Genomic DNA, 22776 nt, shown 5'->3' on the forward strand with positions numbered 1-22776 from the left:
GAAAGGCAAGACTGGGATGAAGCGCATTCGGTTCAATCAGCAGGAAATCGTCTTCGCCGTCTTCGCCCTGCTGTTCCTGGTGTTTTCGATTTTCCTGCGCGGCTTTCTCACGCCGGAAAACATGCTGACGCTGCTGCAGAACGTCTCCGTGCTCGGCATCCTCGGTCTTGCGATGGCCATCGTCGTGATCGGGCGCGGCATCGACATCTCGCTGATCGCGGCGCTCGCGGTCCCGCCGGGGCTGGTCCTGCAAATGGTGCAGAACGGTCACTCGATGCCGGCCTCGCTGCTGACCGCCTTGCTGCTCACGATCGCCTTCGGCCTCGTCAATGGCTGGCTGATCGCCTATGCCGAAGTCCCCTCGCTGTTCGCCACGCTCGCCACCGGCCTCCTCCTCGCCGGCCTCGGGCAGGCCGCCTTGTTCCAGCTCGACGTCGTGCAATGGAGCCCCGGCATGGACGGCTTCGAGAAGCTCGGGCAGGGAACGATCCTCGGCATCCCCACATCGATCGTGATGTTCGCGATCGCATGCATCGTCGTCGCGTTCCTGCTGCGAAGGACGCGCTGGGGTGCCTACATCTACGCGATCGGCGACAACCCTTTCGCTGCGCGCGTCACCGGCATTCCATCGCGCCCGATCATCGTCCTGCAATATGTGATCACTGCACTGATCGGCTGCTTCGCGGGCCTCGTGATGGCGGCATCGGTCAACTCGATGCCGACCCGCATCTTCAACTCGACGCTGATCTACGATGTCATCCTGGTCGTCGTGCTCGGCGGCATCGGCCTCTCAGGCGGCCGCGGCGGCGTGCTGAACGTCGTGATCGGCACGCTCGTGATCGGCACGATGCTCAACGGCATGACCATCATGGATATCTCCTACGCCGGGCAGAACCTCATCAAGGGCGTGGTGCTGCTGCTCGCCGTCATCACGGATTCCTTCCTGAATCCGCGCAACGAAGAAACGGCACAGCAGGGCGACATCTGAACTACCGATTACAACGACAACCACAACGAAGGAGGAAGCAATGAAGCATTTCGGCACCCCGACCAAGGCACTCGTTGCCGCACTGGGTCTTGCGGCCATGACCGCACCGGCTCTCGCCCAGCAGGGCCTCGACGAGCCGTTCCAGAAGCCGTTCAAGGAAGCGCTGGCCGGCAAGACCGTGGCTTACGTTCCCGTCGCCATGAACTTCGACCTCACCGAGGGCTGGTATGCCGGCCTGAAGAAGGAGCTCGAGCCGTTCGGCGTCAAGTTCGTGATCCGCGATGCCAACTGGAACACCAACGCCGGCGCGCAGGCCGTGACGTCGCTGATCTCCGAGAAGCCGGCGGTGATCGTGGTCCATAACCCTGACGTGCAGACCTACGCAAAGCTGCTGCAGCGCGCAGAGAACGAAGGCATCTACGTCATCCAGATCAACATGGGCTCGGCCTATCGTAGCTCCGCCTTCGTCGGCGCCAACTGGGTCGAGATCGGCGAGCGCCAGACCGAAGGCGTGGTGAAGGCCTGCGAGGGCAAGTCGAACAAGATCGCGATCATCCAGGGCGCGCTGTCGGCGGCAGCGAGCGCCTATACGCTCAAGGGCGTCGAGAACGTTCTGGCCAAGCATCCCGAAATCAAGGTGGTGTCGAGCCAGGCCGCCGATTGGGACGCCGCCAAGGCCAAGGCGATCACGCAGACGGTGCTGAAGCAGAATCCCGATCTCTGCGGCATCGTCGGGTTCTGGGACGGCATGGACATCGGCACCGCGGCGGCCGTCAAGGAAGCAGGCCTCACCGGCAAGGTGTTCGTGGCAACTTCGGGCGGCGGCGAGCGCAAGGGCGCCTGCGAGCTGGTCAAGTCCGGCGCGTTCGATCTCAACATGAGCTACGACGTACCGACCCAGGCCGCGCAGATGGCCGGCACGATCAAGTGGCTGCTGTCGTCCGGCGTGAAGCCCGGTTCCGTCAAGGGCTCGGAATACACCACGCTGATTCCGATCACCAAGGAGAACGCCGACAGCCAGATGGCCTGCTGGAACCTCAGCGACCTCAAGAAATAGCTTTGCGCTGACGCTCTCGATCCCCGGGACATTCAGCCCGGGGATCTCGCTCCCGAACATTCTCCACGCCCTGCTGGATGCCGATGCGCGACACACTCACAAGCCTGCGTTACCGCTACTGGCCTGACCATCTCCTCGGCGAAATCCTGTCCAAGCGATGGACCGAGACAGCCATTCCGGTCATTCTTCTTTTGATCGTCGGCCTCGCGCTCAGCCGGTCCATCGACAACTTCCTGTCGCCGGCCAGTCTTGCCGACACCGCGCGCCAGGCCGGAGAGATCGGCTTCATCGCGCTCGGGCTGGCGCTGGTCGTCATCGTCGGCGGCATCGATCTGTCCGTCGGCTCGATCTTCGCGCTGACGGACTTCTGTGCGCTCTATTGCCTGGACGTGCTGGGCTGGCCGGTGCCGGCGGTGGTGGCGGCGACGCTGCTCTGCGGTGCCCTGCTCGGCGCCGTCAACGGCGTGCTGATCGGATACTTGAGGCTGCGCGCTTTCATCACCACGCTGATCACCCTGATCATCTACCGCTCGGCCTATGATCTGCTGATCCAGCGTTACTCCAACGCGATCGCGTCGGCCTTCCCCGACATCCCGTCCTGGGATTTCATCGGTGGCGGCAGCGTGTTCGGCATTCCGACCGTGGCGCTTGTCTACATCGTCATCGCCATCTTCGGTCACATCTTCATGACGCGGCTCCGCCCGGGCTGGCATATCACCGCGATCGGCGGCTCGCGCCGTTCGGCGTACAACTCGGGCATTCCCGTTCGCCGTACGATCGCACTCTGCTACGTCGCCAGCGGCGTGCTAACCAGCATCGGTGCGCTGTTCTTCGCATCCCGCCTCGGCACCGTCGGCGGCGATATCGGCGTCGGGCTCGAAGTGATCGTGCTGACGGCGACCGTGCTCGGCGGCATCACACTCGGCGGCGGCAAGGGCTCGGTCGCCAAATCGGCGGTCGGCGTGCTGATCGTGCTGCTGATCACCAACGGCCTGACCACCATGAACGCGCGCGGCGGCGTCAACCGGATGGCGCTCGCCGGCATCCTGCTCGTCGCTGCCATGGTCGATATCCGCTGGCAGAAGAACCGGACGCGCATCATCAGCAAGGTCTACGTCGCGCCGACCTACCATTCGTTGCCGCCGCCTCCGCCGACCGAGATCGGACAAGGCGGCCCGTTCGAGCAGAACGACAAGCTGCGCAATGTCGAGGCGATCGGCCTCGGCCGCATCGAGGCGCCGGAGGATGTCATCCTCGATCGCCACGACAACCTCTATGCCGGCTCGCGCCATGGCGACATCATGCGCTTCCTGGCGCCCGACTATCAGAAGATGGAGGTCTTCGCCCATATCGGCGGCCAGCCGCTCGGCATGGCCTTCGACCGGCGGGACAATCTCTACGTCTGCATCGGCGGCATGGGGCTCTACCGGATCAAGCCCGACGGCACGGTCGAAAAGGCGACCGACGAGACCAATCGCAGCATGCGCTCGGTCAACGACGACAGCCGCCTCCGGCTCGCCGACGATCTCGACATCACCGACGACGGCCTGATCTTCTTTTCGGAAGCCACCGTGCGTTACGAGATGGACGAGTGGCCGATCGACGGCCTCGAGGCGCGCGGCAACGGCCGTATCATCTCCTACGACACCAAGACCGGCGTGACGCGCACGGAGCTGCGCGGCCTCAAATTCCCGAACGGCATCTGCGTCGCCAGCGACGGCCAGTCGATCCTGTTCGCCGAAACCTTCGGCTGCTCGATCAAGCGCTACTATTTCGCGGGACCGAAGAAGGGCAAGGTCGAGATCGTCATGGACAATCTGCCGGGCTACCCCGACAACATCAATCTCGCTTCGGACGGTAATTACTGGCTGGCGCTGGTCGGCATGCGCAGCCCCTCGCTCGACCTTGCCTGGAAGATGCCGGGCTTCCGGCGCCGCATGGGCAAGCGCGTGCCCGTGGACGAATGGCTGTTCCCCAACATCAACACCGGCTGCGTGGTCAAATTCAACGAGCAGGGCAGGATCCTCGAATCGTTCTGGGACCTGCACGGCGAGAACCATCCGATGATCACCTCGATGCGCGAGCATCGCGGCTATCTCTATCTCGGCGGCATCCTCAACAACCGGATCGGCCGCTACAAGCTCGACAACGCCGATCCGAACTTCGTCCAGTATGACAAGCGGTGGGGGAAGCAGTCGTGATCGCAGCCGTCAGGGAATTCGCCAACCGATTTCTCGGCCGCGGCGACGCTACCATCACCGTGCCGTCCTTCGACGGCGCTTTGAAGCCCAACCAGAAGCTGGAATCCGCCGAGACCTTGCTGACATGCGAGGCTCCCGAAGACCTCGCCACCGATGGAAGCAATCTCTTCATCGCGGACGGACAGCGGCTGATGCGTCTCGACGGCAGCGCGGCGTCGGAAGTCCGCAGCTTCGCGCGGCCGATCTCGGCGCTGTGTGCCCTCCCCGGCGGCGGCCTTGCCGTGGCGCTCGGAGGACGCGAGGTGCGTCTTTACGCAGACCCCTCTGCCGAGCAGCCCAACGTGACATTCGCGGATGCTGCCTTCAATGCAGTCAACGCACTGGCGCTGGCGAGTGACAACACGCTCATCGCAACGGACGGCTCGGCGACCTGCGGCGTCGACGACTGGGCGCGCGACCTGATGGAGCTCAACCGGAGCGGCCGGGTGTTCAGGCTCGATCCCGCCAGCAAGAGCGTGACAATTCTGGCCCAAGGACTCGGCCATGCCTTCGGTGCCTGCGCACATGGCAATGGCGTGCTGGTCAGCGAGAGCTGGCGCCATCGTCTCATGCTGGAGGCGCCGGGCACATCGCCGCGGGCCGTGCTCGGTCACCTGCCGGTCTATCCGTCACGGCTGTCGAAGGCTTCCGGCGGCGGTTACTGGCTCACCGCCTTCACCGCGCGCACCCAGCTGATCGAATTCGTGCTGCGCGAGCCGGCTTACCGCCGCCGCATGATGGCCGAGATTGATCCCGCTTACTGGGTCGCACCGCGCCTGCGGTCGGGCTTCTCGTTCAAGGAGCCGATGCAGGGCGCGCACATCAAGACCATGGGCGTGATCAAGCCGTGGGCGCCGCCGCGCTCCTACGGCCTCGTCATTCGCCTGAACGCCGAAGGCCAGCCGCTTTATTCGCTGCACAGCCGGGTCGACGGCGTCAATCACGGCGTCGTTGCGGCGATCGAGATGGGCCGCGATCTCATTCTGATCGCGAAAGGACCTGGCCGCGTACTGCGACTGCCACTCGATGGCCTTGCCGAGGAGTTTTGCTCATGAGCGACGTCATGCTCTCGCTACGCAAGGCGACAAAGCTCTACGCCGGCGTGCCCGCCATCGACGGGGTCGACTTCGACCTCCGCCGCGGTGAAATCCACGCGCTGGTCGGCGAGAACGGTGCGGGCAAGTCCACCCTGACCAAGGTGATGGCGGGCGTGGTGACGCTGACCTCGGGCACCATGACAATCGACGGCGCCGACGTCGCACCAAGAACGCCGCTTGAGGCGCGCAACCTCGGCATCGCCATGGTGTTCCAGGAGAACAGCCTGGTGCCGACCATGACGGTGGCACAGAATCTATTTCTCGGGCAGGAGAAGTTCTACAACCGCCTGCGCGGCATCTACATCGCCGCGCAGCAGTTTCTGCAATCGCTCAATTTCGACGTCACGCCGACCGCCACCGTAAGCGGCCTCGGCGCGGCCAAGAAGCAGATGGTCGAGATCGCGCGCGCGGTCCTGCACCGCGCCAAGGTGATCATCTTCGATGAGCCGACCGCATCGCTGACGCCGGAGGAGAAGAAGTACTTCTTCGACCTGGTCCGCGATCTCAGGAAGCGCGGCGTCTCGATCGTCTTCATCTCGCACGCCCTGGAGGAGGCCCTGTTGCTGGCCGACCGCATCACGGTGCTGCGCGACGGCAAGCACGTCGTGACGGACGACGCGGCCAAATTCGACCGTGCCGCCATCGTGCAGGCCATGGTCGGGCGCGACCTCTCCAACACGCTCTACGGCGCGCGGAAGGGCACCGTGCGGCCGGCCGGCGCGCGCGTACTCACGGTCCAGAATCTGAAGATGGCGCCGATGGTGAAGAACAATTCGCTGTCGGTCTTCGCGGGACAGATCACCGGCGTGTTCGGCCTCGTCGGCGCGGGCCGCACCGAGACGTTCAAGATCGTCTCCGGCGTGCTCAAGCGCGACTTCTTCCACGGCGGCGAGATTCTGCTGCACGACAAGCCGGTACGCTACCGGGTGCCGGCGCCGGCGGTGAAGGCCGGCATTGCCTATGTCACCGAGGACCGCAAGGTCGAGGGCTTCTTTGAGACGTCCTCGATCGCGCGCAACATCTATCTCGGCCTGCTGTCGAAGTTTCCGAGAGGACGCATGCTGCTGTCGCGGCGGGAGACCGATACGGTGGGAAAGAGCTGGATCGAGAAACTCAGGGTGCGCGCCATCGGCGACCAGGCCAAGGTGGTCGAGCTTTCCGGCGGCAATCAGCAGAAGGTCGTGATTGCCAAGTCGCTGGTGCAGGAGCCGGACCTGATCATCTTCGACGAGCCGACCCGGGGCGTCGACGTCGGTGCCATCGTGGAAATCCACGAGCTGATCAACCAGCTCGCCGACGAGGGCAAGGCGGTCGTGGTCATCTCGTCCTATCTGCCGGAGATCATGGCGCTCTCCGACCGCATCCTGGTCTCGCGTCAGGGCAAGGTCGTGGAGGAATTCTCTGCGCTCGACGCGACGGAGGAGAGGATCATGTATGCCGCGATTCATTAGCACGGCAGCGGCCTGCCCCATCAAGAATGGCGAAAACAACCCCATGCACAGTAGAGGCGATCTCGTAAATCACTGATCTGCCTACGAAATCCAAACGTCGCGTCGGGCAAGAAAAGCGGCCCGGCGGAACGATCGCACGACCATGTGGGACGCGGTCAGGTGAGTTCGCCGCCTCTCGCCAGCATCTCGTTCAGCATCGCCTCGGCCTTGTGCTGAAGCGGCCGGGCGCCGCTCTCGGAGGCGATCGCGATGCTGGCACGCAGGGCCGCGCGAATGGCCGCCTTGCTGTCGGCGTCGGAGGGCGGCGTCACCATGGCTTCGCCGAACAGGGCTTCGGCCTCGAGGCCCGAAAACCCCTGCTGCCGCGCCGTGTTGCGTGCCTCGCGCAGCATGTTCCGCGCGGCCCTGATGTCGCCGAGATGGTGGGTGGCGAGCGCCAAATAGATCGAGCTGCGCAGCACCGCCGAGGTATAGCCGACCGCCTTCGCCTCCTCCCGCGCTTCCGTCAGCATGCCCCGCGCCCGGTCGAACAGGCCCTGCTCCAGATAGGCGATGCCGAGATGGCAGGCCAGCACCGGCACGAACAGGCGGATGCCGTGCTTCTGCGCGAGGACAAAACCGGCTTCGAGAACGGCGGCAGCCGCCGCCGGCTCGTTGCGGCCGAGCTCGAGCCAGCCGCCGCTATAGGCGGCGGCGACGCGGTCGTAGGGGCGGCCCGTCTCCTCCGCGATCGCAGCCGCCTGTTGCTGGAGCTGCTCGGCGACGTCGAACTCGCCCATCACGATGTGGGTGAAGCTCTTCATCATGCAGCAGAGCAGAAGTGTGTATTTCGGGGGCGTGCCGATCGGCGGACAGGCATCCGGCCCCTGCAATTGGGTACGGACTCGCGCAAAGGCCCGCTCGGCCTCTTGATAACGCCCGGCAAGAAAATACGCTTGTCCGAGCCCATATTCGGCGGCATTCAGCCACCCCACATTGCCCCATTCCTTGGCAAGGACGATAACGTCCTCGCTGATCGCAACCGCTTCGACAGGCGTACCGTAGAAGTTTTGGGCGGCAGCCGAGACCGTCATCGCGGCGACCTTACGCTCGATATCGTCGATCGCGTTGGCGCGCCGCTCGGCCTCCTTTCCGTGATCCAGCCAATCGGACACCTGACCGGATGCCATGAACGCCAGGCGTGCCTCCAGCCGGAGGTCGATGGCACTTGCCTCCCGCGAACGCGTCAGATCCGTCTTGTCCAGAGAATTCATCGCGATCACGAAATAGTTGGCGGCATCGGCAAACGCTGACCGCGCTAGGCATTTTCGCGCAGCACCCCTGCCGTGGTGAAACGCCTTCTGCCAATCCTTTGCCCGCGTGGCGTGATAGCAGAGGGTGTCCGCACCATCGGCCCATGCCTCATCGGTCTCCAGAGCCGCGAGAATGCCGGCATGTATCGCTTCGCGCGCTTTTTCGACCATCGAATCATAGGTCACCTGCCGGACCATTTCGTGCCGAAACTCGAATGAGTCCTCCAACTCGCTGTCGATCCTGACAAGCAACTCGGCTCGATCAAGCGCGGCCAGGCACCTCTGCAAGTCCTCCTCCGGGAGTGCTGCCACTCTCCGCAGCATGACTTGGCTCGCCCGACGTCCAATTGCGGCGGCAATCTGGAGAAGCGACCGCTCTTGCCGTGACACGCGATCCAGCCGCGCCGCGATCACGCCCTGAATGCTGCTGGGGATACCGAGCTCGTCAACGGAACGCGCGAGGGAAAGGTCTCCCCATTGGCCGCGAAGCGTGCCGCTGTCCTTTAGGCTGCGGCAGACTTCCTCGATGAACAACGGGATATTGGCCGTATGCGAGATGATGCGATTCTTCAGGTCCGCATTCGTCGTGGAGGGACCAAGCATCTCCGCGAGCATGGCCCGTCCCGATTCGTCATCGAGAGGCTGCATCGCCACGATTTCCGCGTGGCATCGCGCGATCCACACCGGCGTTCCGTTGGGCCGCGTCGTCAGCAACACGAGCAGATCGGGGCATTGCAGCGCCGAGAGGGTGGCAATAACGCTATCGCTGGCCCGGTCGACCCAGTGCAGGTCCTCGATCAAAAGGACCGTGCGCTGGCGACGGGCGACGCTCTCGACGATCGCGCAGCTGGCATCCGAAATCGCGCGACCGCGCGCGTGAGGCTCCAATTCGTCCCATTGCGGATCGGAAACCGGCCGGTCCAGGACCGCGGCGATAGCCAGCTGCTGCACTAGCGGCAACGCATCTCTGGGATCGTCCGTTCTGGTCTGATCCCGCGCAGCTGCATCAAGGACCGACAGCAACAGGCGCTTGAGCGCGCTGTAGGGCGCGCCCTGCAGATTCGGGCTGCACTCCGTGTCGATCAGCCGCCAGCCGCCGGCCCGGAGGTCCTGCACAAACTCGTGGGCAAGGCGAGACTTTCCAATGCCGGCGTCGCCCATCAGCAGAACCGTTTGCCGGCTTGCGGCAACTCTTTCCGCAGCGCGCCACAGCAGCGCCCGCTCCGTCGTGCGATCGACAAACCGGGAGACGCTGCGCGCGCGCCGAACCCGCCAGCTGGAAAGATCGCTGGCGCCCAGAAGCCGGTAAACAGGAAGCGGCTCATTGAACCCGCGCAGCGCCTTGCGACCAAGAAAGTCGAAACGAACGTGCCCCTCTGCAAGCTTCTGGCAGGCCTCGGAAACGTAGATCTGATTCGCCTCCGCCGCCGACTCCAGCCGGGCGGCCAGATGCTGGGCGGCCCCGCCGATCTCGTAGACCTTGGAAAATTCGCTGGCGACCATGTAGGCCACGACATGGCCCGAGTGGAGGCCAACCCGGACCTGAAGTCCGGGGTCCCCCAGACCTACGACGCGCCGGACCAGCTCTATCGCCGCGTGGCAGGCGAGCGGAGCGTGATTGTCGTCGGCGATCGGCGCACCGAATACAGCGGCGAGCCCGTCCCCTAGCTCCTTGCTGACGATGCCACCGAACTGGCGCACCGCGCCCCGCATGGCGGCAAGTGCTGGTTCAAGCCGCGAGACGGCCTCTTCCGGCTCGAGCTCGGCGACCAGGCCCGTCGAATCGATCACATCGGCGCGAAGAATGGTGACGAACCGGCGCTCGCTCTCCGGGTCTGCTTGCCGGTTTACGGCGGCACCGCATTTCGGACATCGACCATCATCCGGATCGATCGTCGACTGACACGTCAAACAGTGCATCCGAGTGCCTTCAATGTCTCAGGAAGACGGCAGACCATCCCCAGCGGGCGAACAGAGTAGCAGTCGAAGACGTCTTCGCAATGAGCTCTCCGAGCGATGCGACTCTGCCGGCTTGCTGGACGAAGCACAGCCCACGATGATACTTAGCCATGGTCGATCAGTCATGAAGCATGAGGTTTCGCTGCGCCAGGGCACCGCTGGGGCGGCAATGGTTATTTTTCGGAGCGGCGCAGTCACAACAGGAATGGGGCGATGGGCACTAAGACCTACAACGGCAAGCAGTTCAGAGAGTTGATGAACCGCAACTACTACCCTCTGGCGAACATGAAAAAAAGCGTGGCCAAGCTCAAGGCATCGGAGGACATCGACCTGCCGACCCTGGAATACGGCCAGTACCACCTGATTCTGACACCGGCCTCGAACTGGCCTGAGGGCAGCGCCAAGTACTGGCACAAGGAGAAGGGCCGTGCTCGTCTCGATCTCAGCACTCAGCCCAACACGGTCCCGCTGTCCAGAGACGAGCCGGGCGTCATTCCCCTGACACGATGCGACCTGCTCGATGCTTGCGTCCGGAAATGTTTCAACTCCGAACCGCCAATCCCGATGAAGACCAACATCATCGTCCACGCGCCGAGCGATGCCTATGCCCACCGGCACGAGATCCGGCTGGAGTGGGAGTACAAGAAGGGCTCGGACAAGCCGACGCTGCTCCATCTGACGATGGTCTGCCCGCACAGGGGCTGATCCTCAAAGGGCATTGCGCTTCGTTCAAGAAGGTCATCGGCGCCCGCACGCGACAGCCGCGCGGGCGCATTGCTGCCGACTGATCGCCTCTAGCGGCATTGTCCAAAGGAAGCCATTGGTCCCGCATTGCAATCTGCTATATCTAGCGCAAGAGACAACGGACACTGCTGTCAAACCTATGCCTTTCGACGCCTGAGTTCTGAGAGTCCTCATTGCATCACCGTCCGATCGGCCCGAAGAACAACACGCCGCGGCGGTCACATGAGCACCAACGAACCGGACCTTCTGAACGATCTCATCCAGCCGGCGCGGCTGACCTCGGTGGTCGATGTCGGGGCCAATCCGATTGATGGTGAGCCGCCCTACAAGGCGATGCTGCAACGAAGACTTTGCACCGTCGTTGGGTTTGAACCGCAGGACGAGGCGCTCGCCGCCCTCAATGCCCGCAAGAGCGACCTGGAGAGCTACTATCACTACGTCGTCGGAAACGGGCACAAGGCAAAGCTGCGTCTCTGTCGAATGCCGGGAATGACAAGCCTGCTGCTCCCGGATCAGAATGCGCTGTCGCATTTCGCGAAATTCGCCGAATGGGGCAGCGTGGTCAGTGAACATCCGGTCCAGACCCACAGGCTCGACGATATCGCCGAAATCCAGGATCTGGATTTCCTGAAAATCGACGTTCAGGGCTCCGAGCTGGCCGTGTTCGGAAGCGGGCGGCGAAAGCTGAAGCAGGCGGTCGTCATCCAGACCGAGGTCTCGTTTCTCTGCCTCTACAAGGACCAGCCGACATTCGGCGATATCGATGTCGAATTGCGCAAGCAGGGATTCGTTCCCCACGCCTTTGCAGCGATCAATCGGCGCATGATCGCGCCCTTGAGCGATCCGTCAAACCCCTATGCGGCCATGAACCAGTTGCTGGAGGCGGACATCGTCTATGTGCGAAACTTCATGCGGCCAGCCGACATGACGGTCGACCAACTGAAACACCTCGCAATGATTGCTCATCATTGCTACGGCTCTTTCGACCTTGCTGCGAACTGCGTTCACCACCTGGTTGCGCGCAAGGCGATCCCTGATAAGTCGATCCACGAATATCTGGCGTCCTTCCAGTCCGGCGCGGCCGGGTCAGAACCGCGAAGCGCTGTCTGATTTCGGTGACGGTGCACTTCGTTGCGCATGATCAAACGTCGAGCGCGAGCAGACGTCGCGGTTGCCACGAGGCTTTTCCCGACCGGCCAGCTTCGGCCGGTTCGCCGACGCACCGTCAAGCTGCCGGAGTGGGCCGCACTGACCGAAGACTCGTCCTGATCTGAGACGGTCGGCGTCCCCCAAAACAAAAATGGCCCGCTTCTCGCGGGCCATTTTCGTATCGGATCCGGTAAAATCCAAATTTGGTTGCGGGGATAGGATTTGAACCTATGACCTTCAGGTTATGAGCCTGACGAGCTACCGGGCTGCTCCACCCCGCGTTAAACACTTGCTTTGCCTTTGCCAAAAGGCCGGGGACGGTGGATTGAGGGCCGCGCTGTTCGCGTGGCTTGCTTCATCCGTCCCAAAGGCTTCCTTGGAAGGCAAACCCGGGGCAAAGCCCGTCGGGTGCGGGGCGTATGTATCAAGGCGGGCCGCCTTTGGAAAGGGCCGCGGGAACGTTTTTTTCGACTTTATGACAGGCGGCTGGACCGATTTCAGGACCGTTTGGCATGCACTTGCCAGAAGTTCCACAAAGAGCCAGCTTGGCCGCAACAAAATCAGGGGGGCTGCCCCCATTTAGGGAGGACCGCCATGGACCGTACCTTGGACCGTGCGTTGGACCACGCCTTGGATCACACTTTGGACCAATCCCTGACCAGCACCCCGCTGCGGGCCCTCGAGGACGCCTTACATGCCATGGTCGCGCGGTCGCGGGCCGAGCCGGCGCCTGATTGCGCCCAGCGGCTCGACCGGCTGGCGCGGCTGCGCGCCGTGGTCGCCGACAACGAGGAGCGCTTCCGACAGGCGATCTCGGCCGATTTCGGCCATCGCTCGGCGGTCGAGACCACCATCGCCGAAACCATGCTGCTGTTCTCGGAGATCCGGCATGCCACCAAGCACCTGAAGAGCTGGATGGCGCCGCAGCGCGTCGCCACCGCGCTGCAATTCCTGCCCGCGCGCAACCGCTTGATGCCGCAGCCGCTCGGCGTCGTCGGCATCATCGCGCCCTGGAATTATCCGCTCCAGCTCACGCTCGCGCCCGCGATCGGCGCCATCGCCGCCGGCAACCGCGTCATCATCAAGCCGAGCGAGTTGGTCCCCCATTTCTCGGCGCTGCTGAAGGAGACGGTCGCGCAGAGATTCGATGCAACAGAGCTACTTGTCGCCGGTGTCGAGGACGAGGTCGCCAAGGGTTTTGCGAGCCTGCCGTTCGATCATCTCGTCTTCACCGGCTCGACGCGGGTCGGGCGGCTGGTCGCAGAAGCCGCAGGGCGTAATCTCACGCCTGTTACGCTCGAGCTCGGCGGAAAATCGCCCGCGATCATCGACGCCTCGGCCGATCTCGACGAGGCGGCCGAGCGCATCGCCTACGGAAAGCTGCTCAATGCGGGACAGACCTGCATCGCGCCGGACTATGTGCTGGTGCCGGAGCATGTGGTGCAATCCTTTGCCGAGAAGGTGCGCGCGCAGATGCGGCGCATGTTCGGCACCGATCCCGCCAACAAGGACTACACCTCCGTCATCTCCGACCGACACTATGCGCGGCTAGAAGGCCTGGTCGCGGATGCGGCCCGGCGCGGCGCAAAAATCCTGCAACCGGCAAAGCCTGACGATCCCAACTGGAAGGCACACCGCAAATTCCCGCCGACGCTGATCGCCGGTGCGACCGAGGCGATGACGGTGATGCAGGAGGAGATTTTTGGGCCCGTGCTGCCGGTGCTCGGCTATCGCCAACTGTCGGAGGCGATCGCCTTCGTCAATGCCCGCGACCGGCCGCTGGCGCTGTACTGGTTCGGCAAGGACCGCACCGCGCGCGACGAGGTGCTGTCGCGCACCATCTCCGGCGGCGTCACGATCAACGACTGCCTGTTCCACTTCACGCAAATCAACCAGCCGATGGGCGGCGTCGGCGCCTCCGGCACCGGCGCCTATCACGGCGAATGGGGTTTTCGGACGTTCAGCAAGCTGAAGCCGGTGTTCTATCGCTCCAAGTTCAACCGCCTCGCCGATCTCTACCCGCCCTATGGCGGCAAGATCGCGCGGCTGGAGAAGTTGATGCGGTTCATGTCGTAGGGGGCGACTAACGCCGTCGTTGCGAGCGCAGCGAAGCAATCCAGGCTGCCACCGCGGAGGGATGCTGGATTGCTTCGCTGCGCTCGCAATGACGACAAGAAAAATGCCAGGGGGACATCAGTGACTGACACATTCGATTTCATCGTCGTGGGCGCGGGCTCCGGCGGCTGCACGGTGGCGGGGCGACTGTCGGAGGATGCGGGGACATCCGTCGCACTGCTCGATGCCGGCGGCGTTTGCGACAATTGGGTCGTGACCACACCGGGCGCGCTGGTGCTGATGGTCGCCGGCAACGTCAACAACTGGGCCTTCAACACCGTGCCGCAGAAGGGGCTGAACGGCCGCATCGGCTATCAGCCGCGCGGCAAGGGTCTCGGCGGCTCATCCGCGATCAACGCCATGGTCTATATCCGTGGCCACCGCGCCGACTACGATCACTGGGCTTTTCTCGGCAATGCCGGCTGGTCCTACGCCGACGTGTTGCCCTATTTCAAGCGGTCCGAGAACAATGCCGATTTCGACGGCGAATATCACGGCAAGGGCGGACCGCTCGCGGTAAACAAGCTTCGCTCCGGCAATCCGGTGCAGCAGATCTTTTTGCAGGCGGCGCAGGAAGCGCAGTTCGGCATCCGCGAGGATTTCAACACTGAAGACCATGAAGGCCTCGGCATCTACCAGGTGACGCAGAAGAACGGCGAGCGCTGGAGCGCGGCGCGCGCCTATGTCCATCCACACATGGGCAAGCGGGCGAATTTGCGCGTCGAGACGCAAGCGCATGCGATGCGTATCCTGTTCGAGGGCCGGCGCGCGGTGGGCGTCGAATATCGTCAGGGCAAGGAGGTGAAGCGGCTTCACGCGCGGCGCGAGGTGATCCTGGCTGCCGGCGCATTCCAGTCGCCGCAGCTCCTGATGCTGTCGGGCATTGGCGATGCCGCGGCGCTTCGCACGCACGGCATTGCAAGCGTGCATCATCTGCCGGGCGTCGGACGGAATCTCCAGGACCATCCCGACTTCATCTTCGGCTACATGTCCGACAGTCCCTATTTCGCCGGCATCTCGCTCAAGGGCACGCCGCGGCTGATCCGCGCCATCCTGCAATATCGGCGCGAGCGCCGCGGCCCCCTTACCTCCAACTTCGCCGAATGCGGCGGCTTCCTGAAGACACGGCCCGATCTCGACATCCCCGACATCCAGCTGCATTTCGGCATGGCCATGGTCGACGACCACGGCCGCAAGCGCCATGGCGGCACCGGCTTTTCCTGCCACGTCTGCCTGCTCCGCCCGAAGAGCCGCGGCAGCGTCGCGCTCGCAAGCGGCGACGCGATGCAGGCGCCGCTGATCGACCCGAATTTCCTCGGCGAGGACGACGATCTCGAGACCATGGTCGCGGGCTTCAAGACCACGCGCCGCCTGATGGAGACGCCGGCGCTGCGCGCGCTTCAGACCCGGGATATGTTCACCGCCAACGTGCGCAGCGACGACGACATCCGCAGCGTGCTGCGCGAACGCGTCGACACGGTCTATCATCCCGTCGGCACCTGCAAGATGGGCACGGATGCGCTTGCCGTGGTCGATCCGACCTTGAAGGTGCATGGCATGGAGGGCCTGCGCGTCGTCGACGCCTCGATCATGCCGACACTGATCGGCGGCAACACCAATGCGCCGACCATCATGATCGGGGAAAAGGCGGCGGACATGATCAGGGGGGAAATGCGGGCGAGTTAGACGGCGCTGCCGCGTCATCCTCCGCTGTCGTCCCGGCGAAGGCCGGGACCCATAACCCCAGAGAGAGGATGTGGAGCGAGCTGATAACTCCGAGTCTTCGCCAAATTACGTTTCGTGGTTATGGGTCCCGGCCTTCGCCGGGACGATGCCGGGGTAAATGGCGCCTTCCCAAACAATACAGCCCTACTCAATTCAGCAAGAAGCCGCCATCCACCGTCACCACGCCCCCCGTCATGTACCGCGACGCATTCGACGCCAGCAGCAGGATTGCGCCGTCGAGATCGGACTCGGCGCCGACACGGCGCTGCGGGATGCGCTTGGCCAGGCGCTCGCCTGCGGGCGTCGACCAGAAAGCGTGATTCATCTCGGTGTCGATATAGCCGGGCGCAAGCGCGTTGATGCGGATGTCCTGGCCCGCAAGCTCCAGCGCCATCGCCCTCGTCGCCTGGAGGATGCCGGCCTTGGAGATCGCGTAAGGCGAGACCGCCTTGAGCACGCCGGTGCCGAGCACGGAGGCGATGTTGACGATATTACCTGACCGCTTGCGCGCGATCATGCGTCGCGCCACTTCCGTCGCGAGGAAATAGGCGCCCTTGAGATTGGCGCCGATCACGGCGTCCCAGTCAGCCTCGGTCTGCTCGGTCGCGAGCTTCTCGATGGCGATTCCGGCATTGTTGATCAGCACCGTGACGGGGCCGAGCGCGGCTTCCGCGGCATCGACCGCCCCAGCGATCGAAGCGGTTTCGGTGACGTCGAGCGTGACGGCGGCGGCGCGGCCGCCCTTGCCGCGGATCTCTTCTTCCAGGCTCTTCAGCTTGTCGACCTGCCGCGCCGCGAGCGCGACGGATGCACCATGGGCCGCCAGCACCCGGGCAAATTGCCGCCCCAGCCCCTGGCTCGCGCCTGTCACAAGGATGGTTTCTTTACTGACGTCGAATAGGTCTGACATGGTGATTTCCCTGAGCTTCTGGAGCCAAAAATACAGACGATTTTAGCGACCTGAAACCGGAATGATCGGTTCGGCGTTCATTCGTTCCAGCGCGCAAATGTTCCCCTGAAGTGGCTCGTGCTCATGAACAGTTTCGATCTCGCGGTCTATTCGGCACTCGCCATCGCCGTCGGCCTCGGTTTCAGGACCGGCCTGCTCCGCAGCGCCATGACCATCCTCGCCTATCTCCTCGCCGCGCCAATGGCGGTGGGGCTGATGCCGCTGATCGCGCCACAGATCGCAGCCAATCCGAATTCGCCGCTGCTCCAGAACTGGATCTGGTTCTTCGCCATCTTCGTGGTGGTCGGCATGCTGCTCGGGCATATCGGCCGCATCGCACTGAACGACACCATCGGCGAGGCCGGCATCGGAGATCGGCTCGGCGGCGCCGCGCTTGGTGCCATCAGGGTTGGCCTCGTCGCCACCACGCTGGTGCTGGTGTTCGACCAGATCGTGCCGGCCAACCACCAGCCGCCCTTTCTCGCCGGCTCGCATCTGCGGCCGCTGTTCTCGACGATGGGACAGATGGGATTCAAGTCGCTGCCGCCGGAAGCCGCGGCCGCGATCGACCGCCTCAAGCAAGAGCGCCGCATCTGATCAGGCGGATTTGCATCGCCGCGCCGACGCGCATGCATTTTGACGCGGGCCCATCCCTTATCAGCGGCACCGATGTTGGCTAAAGTGGCCGCATCCAAAACCTGCCTGACATTACGGGAGTGAAACAGTGGATCTTGGGATCAAAGGTCGCCGCGCCATCGTCTGCGCATCCAGCAAGGGCCTCGGACGCGCCTGCGCCATCTCGCTGGCGGAGGCCGGCGTTCACGTCACGCTGACCGCACGCGGCGCCGAGGCCCTGAAGAAGACGGCCGACGAAATCCGAAAGGCCTATCCCGGCGTGACGGTCACCGAGATCGTCGGCGACATCACCACGCCGGCGGGCCGCGAGGCGGTGCTGAAGGCCTGCCCCGATCCCGACATCCTGATCAACAATGCCGGCGGCCCGCCGCCCGGCGATTTCCGCAACTGGACCCGCGACGACTGGATCAAGGCGATCGACGCCAACATGCTCACCCCGATCGAGCTGATCAAGTCGACGGTGGACGGCATGATGGCGCGCAAGTTCGGCCGCATCGTCAACATCACCTCGGCCGCAGTGAAGGCGCCGATCGACATCCTCGGCCTCTCCAACGGCGCACGCGCCGGCCTCACCGGCTTCATCGCCGGCCTGTCGCGCAAGACCGTGATCAACAACGTCACCATCAATGGCCTGTTGCCGGGCCCGTTCGAGACGGATCGTCTGACCGGCACCGCGAAGGCCGAGGCCGACAAGCGCGGCGTCACGGCGGAGCAGATCCTGACCGAACGCGCCAAGCTCAACCCGGCCGGGCGCTTCGGCCAGCCCGACGAGTTCGGCTATGCCTGCGCCTTCCTGTGCGGCGCCAAGGCCGGCTTCATCACCGGGCAGAACATCTTGCTGGATGGCGGGGCGTTCCCCGGCACGCTGTAAGAGACCCTCTTCCTCTCCCCGTTCTTACGGGGAGAGGGCTGGGGTGAGGGGCTCTCTCCGCAAGCACGGTGAGAGTTGGATTCGCTGAGACTCCTCCTCACCCGGCGCTTCGCGCCGACCTCTCCCCGCACGCGGGGCGAGGTAAGATCATCACCGCTGCTTCGTCGCTTCGTCCTCGTCCCGTTCGCTGGGATCGGAGGAATCGGCGGTGAGACGCTCAGTGGTCCAGTCGATGCCGAATTCATCGAGCCCGTCCGCCAGCAGATCGCCCAGCATGGGTTCGCCGAGCAGATAGTGCACCGTTTCACGGCGCGGGCTTTGATACTCCCCCCTCGCCTCCACGGCCCGGGCGCGCAGATCCTCCCAATCATCGATCGTGCCGTCGCCGCGGCCGAGCCAGGTCAGCGCAACGAGATCGATCTGCTCGTCCTCGTTCAACGCGATCATGAAGCTGCCGAGCTCGTGGACGACCGGATCGGAGCCGTCGTCCTCGAGGACGTCGACCGCATCGTCATCGCTCGGGTTCGAGCCGGAATCCGGATCGGAAGCCGCCTCCTTGACGTCGAATGAGCGTGCCTTCTCGATGATGAAGGCGACCTTCTCCGCGGAAATCGCAAGCTCTGGCATGGCTTCCTCTTCGGCTTGTGTCCGGTTCCCCGCGATAACGCCACATCACCTCAGATGATCCATTGCGCTTGATGGCGGAAATGCGCATGTTCCAACACAAGAGCAAGAACACGGGGGAAACGCCGGATGCAGTGGGCGCTCGGCAAGGTCAAGATCACGAAATTCGTCGAAATGGAGACGGTCGGCTCGACCCGCTTCATCCTGCCGGCAGCGACCAATGACGAGATCCGGAAGCTGCCCTGGCTGATCCCGCATTTCGCCACCGAAGAAGGCCGACTGAAAATGTCGATCCATTCGCTGGTGGTGGAGACGCCTTCGCGCCGGATCGTGGTCGACACCGGCCTTGGCAACGACAAGCAGGGCCGCGGCGTCCCGACCTGGAACAACCGCAGCACGCCGTTCCTGGAGACCATGATTGCGGCGGGTTTTCCCTCTGACAGCATCGACACCGTGCTGTGCACGCATCTTCATGTCGATCATGTCGGCTGGAATACGAAGCTGGTCGACGGCCGATGGGTGCCGACCTTCCCGAAGGCGCGCTATGTATTCGGAAAGACCGAATATGAGTACTGGCGCGATTATACGGCCGAGCCGGACAAGGTCGCGGTGTTCGACGATTCCGTGAGGCCGGTGGTCGATGCCGGCCAGGTCGAGCTGATCCCGAGCGATCACCGGCTCTGCGCGGAGATCAAGATGATCCCGACCCCAGGTCACAGCCCGGGGCATATGAGCGTCCTGATCGAATCCGATGGCGAGCAGGCACTTCTGACCGGCGACGTCGCCCATCATCCCTGCCAGATGGCGCATCTCGACTGGTGCTCGGTCGTCGATTCCGACCCGGCTCAATCGGCGGCAAGCCGGCACAAGGTGTTCTCGCGTTTCGCCGACACGCCGACGCTGGTGATCGGCGGTCATTTTTCGGCCGGACATATCAGGCGAGACGGGGATGCGTTCCGGTTTGTGGCGATGCAATGACGCTGTCGTAGGGTGGGTTAGCCGAAGGCGTAACCCGCCACCGGCGGTTTCCACAGAAGCAGAAGAGGCGGGTTACGCTCGGACTGCGCTTCGCGCAGCCGCGTGCTAACCCACCCTACGAGGGAAGGGCTGCAATGCGCCGCGCCATAGGCGGTTGAATTTCCCGCCGCCCTGTTCCATGAAGCTATTAACCGATCAGTCCATCCCAAGGGAGAAACGAGAATGAAGCTTGTTCGTTATGGCGAGAAGGGTGCGGAAAAGCCCGGCCTGATCGACAAATCCGGCCAATTGCGCGACCTGTCGGCGCATCTGAAGGACCTCACTGGCGACGCCTATTCGCCGGAATCCCTGAAGAAGCTGGCAGGCCTTGACCCCGCCTCGCTGCCCGCCGTTTCCGGCAAGCCGCGCTTCGGCGCCCCGGTCACCGGCATTTCGAAATTCGTCGCCATCGGCCTCAATTACAGCGACCACGCCAAGGAAACCGGCGCTGCGATCCCGACCGAGCCGATCATCTTCATGAAGGCGAACACCTCGCTGTCCGGCCCGAACGACGCGGTCGAGAAGCCGCGCGGCTCGACCAAGCTCGACTGGGAGGTCGAGATCGCCGCGATCATCGGCACCCGCGCCAAATATGTCTCGGAAGCCGATGCGTTGAACTACGTCGCCGGCTATTGCGTCTGCAACGACGTCTCCGAGCGCCACTTCCAGACCGAGCGCCTGGGCCAGTGGACCAAGGGCAAGTCGCACGACACGTTCGGCCCGGTCGGGCCGTGGCTCGCCACCAAGGACGAGATCAAGGACGTGCAGGACCTGTCGATGTGGCTCGACGTCAACGGCCAGCGCCGCCAGACCGGCTCGACCAAGACCATGATCTTCTCGATGGCCAAGTGCGTCTCCTATGTCTCGCAGTTCATGACGCTGCTGCCCGGCGACATCATCACCACCGGCACCCCGCCTGGCGTCGGCCTCGGCATGAAGCCGCCGACCTTCCTCAATGTCGGCGACGTCGTCGCGCTCGGCATCGAGGGTCTCGGCGAGCAACGCCAGGAGATCATCGCGGCGTAAGCTCGGACACGCCCGACTACACCACCGTCGTCATGCCCGGGCTTGTCCCGGGCATCCACGTCAGTCTAGCCTCGCGGAAGCGCGTGGATGGCCGGGTCAAGCCCGGCCATGACGGTGGAGACGCCGTTCGCACAAGATCGACCGCAGGACATTTCCGATGAAACTCACCTTCTCCCCCGCCTCGCCCTTTGCCCGCAAGGTGCGCATCGCCGCGATCGAGCTTGGGCTGATCGACAAGATCGAGCTGACGCCCGCAACCGTCGCGCCGGGCACGGCCAACGAGGACTATTCGCGCATCACGCCGCTGAAGAAGCTGCCGGTGCTGATCACCAATGACGGCGACGTCATCTTGGACTCCTACGTCATCGTCGAATACCTCAACGAGATGGCCGGCGGCAGCCTGATCCCGGGTTACGGTCCGCGGCGCTGGAAGGCCAAGACCAACCACTCGCTGATCAACGGCATGCTCGATTCCATGCTGCTGTGCCGCTACGAGAAGATGGTGCGGCCGCAGGGCCTGCAATGGCAGGCCTGGTCGGACGACCATTGGAACAGGGCCTGGACCGGCATGGCGCGCTTCGAGAACATGCCTGAGGTGCTGAACGGCCCGTTCGACATCTCGCAGATCGGCCTCGTTTGCGTGCTCGGCTATGCCGACTTCCGCTTCGCCGATTGCGGCTGGCGCAAGGCCTATCCGAAGCTCGACGCCTTCCACCAGAAGATGCTGGAGCGGCCCTCGGTGAAGATCTCGGTGCCGCCTGCTGCCTAGTTTGAGCATGATCTCCGCGCAAACGCGTTCCGCGTTTGTCGCGAGGAAAAGCCGCGCTAGCGCGGCCCTTCGGGTCCGGATCATGCTGTAAATCGCAGGAGTTCTCATGAGCCTCAAATACTCGGTCGGCGATCTCACCATCCATCGCGTCATCGAGCAGGAAGCTCCGTTCTTCCCGGCGCTGGAGTTCATTCCCGGACTGACCGCCGAGGTGCTAGACGAAAACCGGGCCTGGATGCGGCAGGCCAAGGCACTGGACGAGCAGGACACGCTGATCCTGTGCTTCCAGTCCTACGTTGTGAAGACGCCGCATCACACCATCCTGATCGACAGCTGCATCGGCAATGACAAGCCGCGGCCGCAGCGGCCGAAATGGCACATGAAGACCGACGATACCTATATGCGCGGTCTTGCCGCCGCCGGCGTCTCGGTGGACGACATCGACTTCGTGATGTGCACGCATCTGCATGTCGATCACGTCGGCTGGAACACGCGGCTGGAGAACGGCCGCTGGGTGCCGACCTTCCCCAAGGCGCGCTATGTCTTCGCCAAGCAGGAGTTCGACTACTGGTCCGAGCAGAACGCGAAGGCGGAAGTGCCGCCCTTCGCCGACAGCGTGCTGCCGGTGGTCGAGGCTAACAGGCACGAGCTCGTCGGCAATGATCATGAGATCGGCGATCACGTTCGCATCCTGCCGACGCCGGGCCACACGCCGGGCCATTCTGCCTTCACGTTCGGACGCGGCAAGGACGACGCGGTGTTCGCCGGCGACCTCATCCACTCGCCGTTGCAGGCGCTCTATCCCGAGCTGTCGATGAAATTCGACGTCGATCAGGCCACGGCGGCAAAAACACGCCGCAGCTTTCTGGAGCGTTATTGCGACACCGACACGCTGTGCTGCACGGCGCATTTCCCCTCGCCCTCGGTGGGGAAGATCAAGCGCAAGGGCAGCGGGTTCGTTTGCGCGGCGGTGTGAGTGAGACACGGCTCGGGCCGCGAACTCCCATCCTCCCCTGAAGGGGGAGGATCGGTTCGCATGCAGCGAAGCGGAATGCGAGCCGAGGTGG

Annotated in this window: 18 protein-coding genes and 1 tRNA gene; 15 read left to right on the forward strand and 4 right to left on the reverse strand. The window is 63.8% G+C overall.

From position 1 onward, the window contains the following. Window positions 1–16 precede the first annotated feature (16 nt). The 5 genes from NLM27_RS29575 to NLM27_RS29595 all read left to right on the forward strand — a co-directional run bounded on the left by NLM27_RS29575 (window position 17) and on the right by NLM27_RS29595 (window position 6833). Window positions 17–988 carry an ABC transporter permease gene (locus NLM27_RS29575; protein WP_254146632.1) on the forward strand — a complete coding sequence of 324 codons (972 nt, stop codon included), beginning with the start codon at window positions 17–19 and terminating at the stop codon, window positions 986–988. 40 nt (window positions 989–1028) lie between these two features. Continuing rightward, a complete protein-coding gene (locus NLM27_RS29580) occupies window positions 1029–2045 on the forward strand; it encodes a sugar ABC transporter substrate-binding protein (RefSeq protein ID WP_254146633.1) in 1017 nt (338 codons plus the stop codon). 77 nt (window positions 2046–2122) lie between these two features. After that, window positions 2123–4246 (forward strand): SMP-30/gluconolactonase/LRE family protein, encoded by a 2124-nt coding sequence (locus NLM27_RS29585; RefSeq protein ID WP_254146634.1) that lies wholly within the window; start codon window positions 2123–2125, stop codon window positions 4244–4246. Further along, complete coding sequence (locus tag NLM27_RS29590; protein ID WP_254146635.1) at window positions 4243–5340, forward strand: hypothetical protein; 1098 nt, start codon at window positions 4243–4245, stop codon at window positions 5338–5340. Before NLM27_RS29585 ends, NLM27_RS29590 begins: the two co-directional genes overlap by 4 nt. Continuing rightward, window positions 5337–6833: a sugar ABC transporter ATP-binding protein gene (locus NLM27_RS29595; RefSeq protein ID WP_254146636.1), complete on the forward strand. Its 1497-nt coding sequence runs from the start codon at window positions 5337–5339 to the stop codon at window positions 6831–6833. Before NLM27_RS29590 ends, NLM27_RS29595 begins: the two co-directional genes overlap by 4 nt. Before the next feature lie 155 nt (window positions 6834–6988). Here NLM27_RS29595 and NLM27_RS29600 read toward each other — a convergent pair whose 3' ends face one another. Beyond that, on the reverse strand, window positions 6989–10045 hold the full coding sequence (locus NLM27_RS29600) for an AAA family ATPase (protein ID WP_254146637.1): 3057 nt from the start codon (window positions 10043–10045) through the stop codon (window positions 6989–6991). 252 nt (window positions 10046–10297) lie between these two features. Here NLM27_RS29600 and NLM27_RS29605 point away from each other — a divergent pair, with 252 nt between their 5' ends. Next, window positions 10298–10789, forward strand: coding sequence for a hypothetical protein (locus tag NLM27_RS29605; RefSeq protein ID WP_254146638.1), 492 nt, complete (start codon window positions 10298–10300; stop codon window positions 10787–10789). 261 nt (window positions 10790–11050) lie between these two features. After that, complete coding sequence (locus NLM27_RS29610) at window positions 11051–11938, forward strand: FkbM family methyltransferase (RefSeq protein WP_254146639.1); 888 nt, start codon at window positions 11051–11053, stop codon at window positions 11936–11938. Between the two features lie 243 nt (window positions 11939–12181). Here the strand turns inward: NLM27_RS29610 and NLM27_RS29615 are convergent. After that, window positions 12182–12258 (reverse strand) — tRNA-Met (locus tag NLM27_RS29615). 313 nt (window positions 12259–12571) lie between these two features. Between NLM27_RS29615 and NLM27_RS29620 the strand changes: the two genes are divergently transcribed. Then, on the forward strand, window positions 12572–14053 hold the full coding sequence (locus NLM27_RS29620; RefSeq protein ID WP_254146640.1) for a coniferyl aldehyde dehydrogenase: 1482 nt from the start codon (window positions 12572–12574) through the stop codon (window positions 14051–14053). A gap of 120 nt (window positions 14054–14173) precedes the next feature. Continuing rightward, window positions 14174–15778, forward strand: a complete 1605-nt coding sequence (locus tag NLM27_RS29625) for a GMC family oxidoreductase (RefSeq protein ID WP_254146641.1) — start codon at window positions 14174–14176, stop codon at window positions 15776–15778. Window positions 15779–15965: 187 nt separating this feature from the next. On the opposite strand, the gene NLM27_RS29630 is transcribed toward NLM27_RS29625, so the two are convergent. Then, window positions 15966–16727 carry an SDR family oxidoreductase gene (locus NLM27_RS29630; RefSeq protein WP_254146642.1) on the reverse strand — a complete coding sequence of 254 codons (762 nt, stop codon included), beginning with the start codon at window positions 16725–16727 and terminating at the stop codon, window positions 15966–15968. 123 nt (window positions 16728–16850) lie between these two features. Here NLM27_RS29630 and NLM27_RS29635 point away from each other — a divergent pair, with 123 nt between their 5' ends. Further along, entirely contained in the window at window positions 16851–17363 is a 513-nt protein-coding gene (locus NLM27_RS29635) for a CvpA family protein (RefSeq protein WP_254146643.1), read from the forward strand. Window positions 17364–17490: 127 nt separating this feature from the next. Beyond that, entirely contained in the window at window positions 17491–18273 is a 783-nt protein-coding gene (locus tag NLM27_RS29640) for an SDR family oxidoreductase (RefSeq protein ID WP_254146644.1), read from the forward strand. A 150-nt stretch (window positions 18274–18423) separates the two neighbouring features. Here the strand turns inward: NLM27_RS29640 and NLM27_RS29645 are convergent, their stop codons facing one another. Next, window positions 18424–18900 (reverse strand): DUF3775 domain-containing protein, encoded by a 477-nt coding sequence (locus NLM27_RS29645; RefSeq protein ID WP_254146645.1) that lies wholly within the window; start codon window positions 18898–18900, stop codon window positions 18424–18426. A 126-nt stretch (window positions 18901–19026) separates the two neighbouring features. Between NLM27_RS29645 and NLM27_RS29650 the strand changes: the two genes are divergently transcribed. From NLM27_RS29650 to NLM27_RS29665, 4 genes are all read left to right on the forward strand, one after another. Beyond that, complete coding sequence (locus NLM27_RS29650; protein WP_254146646.1) at window positions 19027–19875, forward strand: MBL fold metallo-hydrolase; 849 nt, start codon at window positions 19027–19029, stop codon at window positions 19873–19875. 222 nt (window positions 19876–20097) lie between these two features. Then, window positions 20098–20940: a fumarylacetoacetate hydrolase family protein gene (locus NLM27_RS29655; protein WP_254146647.1), complete on the forward strand. Its 843-nt coding sequence runs from the start codon at window positions 20098–20100 to the stop codon at window positions 20938–20940. Window positions 20941–21097: 157 nt separating this feature from the next. Next, window positions 21098–21709 carry a glutathione S-transferase family protein gene (locus NLM27_RS29660; protein ID WP_254146648.1) on the forward strand — a complete coding sequence of 204 codons (612 nt, stop codon included), beginning with the start codon at window positions 21098–21100 and terminating at the stop codon, window positions 21707–21709. A 106-nt stretch (window positions 21710–21815) separates the two neighbouring features. Beyond that, window positions 21816–22685: an MBL fold metallo-hydrolase gene (locus NLM27_RS29665; RefSeq protein WP_254146649.1), complete on the forward strand. Its 870-nt coding sequence runs from the start codon at window positions 21816–21818 to the stop codon at window positions 22683–22685. The last annotated feature ends 91 nt before the right edge of the window (window positions 22686–22776 follow it).

The sequence above is a fragment of the Bradyrhizobium sp. CCGB12 genome, assembly GCF_024199845.1.
In the GTDB taxonomy this organism is placed as follows: Bacteria; Pseudomonadota; Alphaproteobacteria; order Rhizobiales; family Xanthobacteraceae; genus Bradyrhizobium.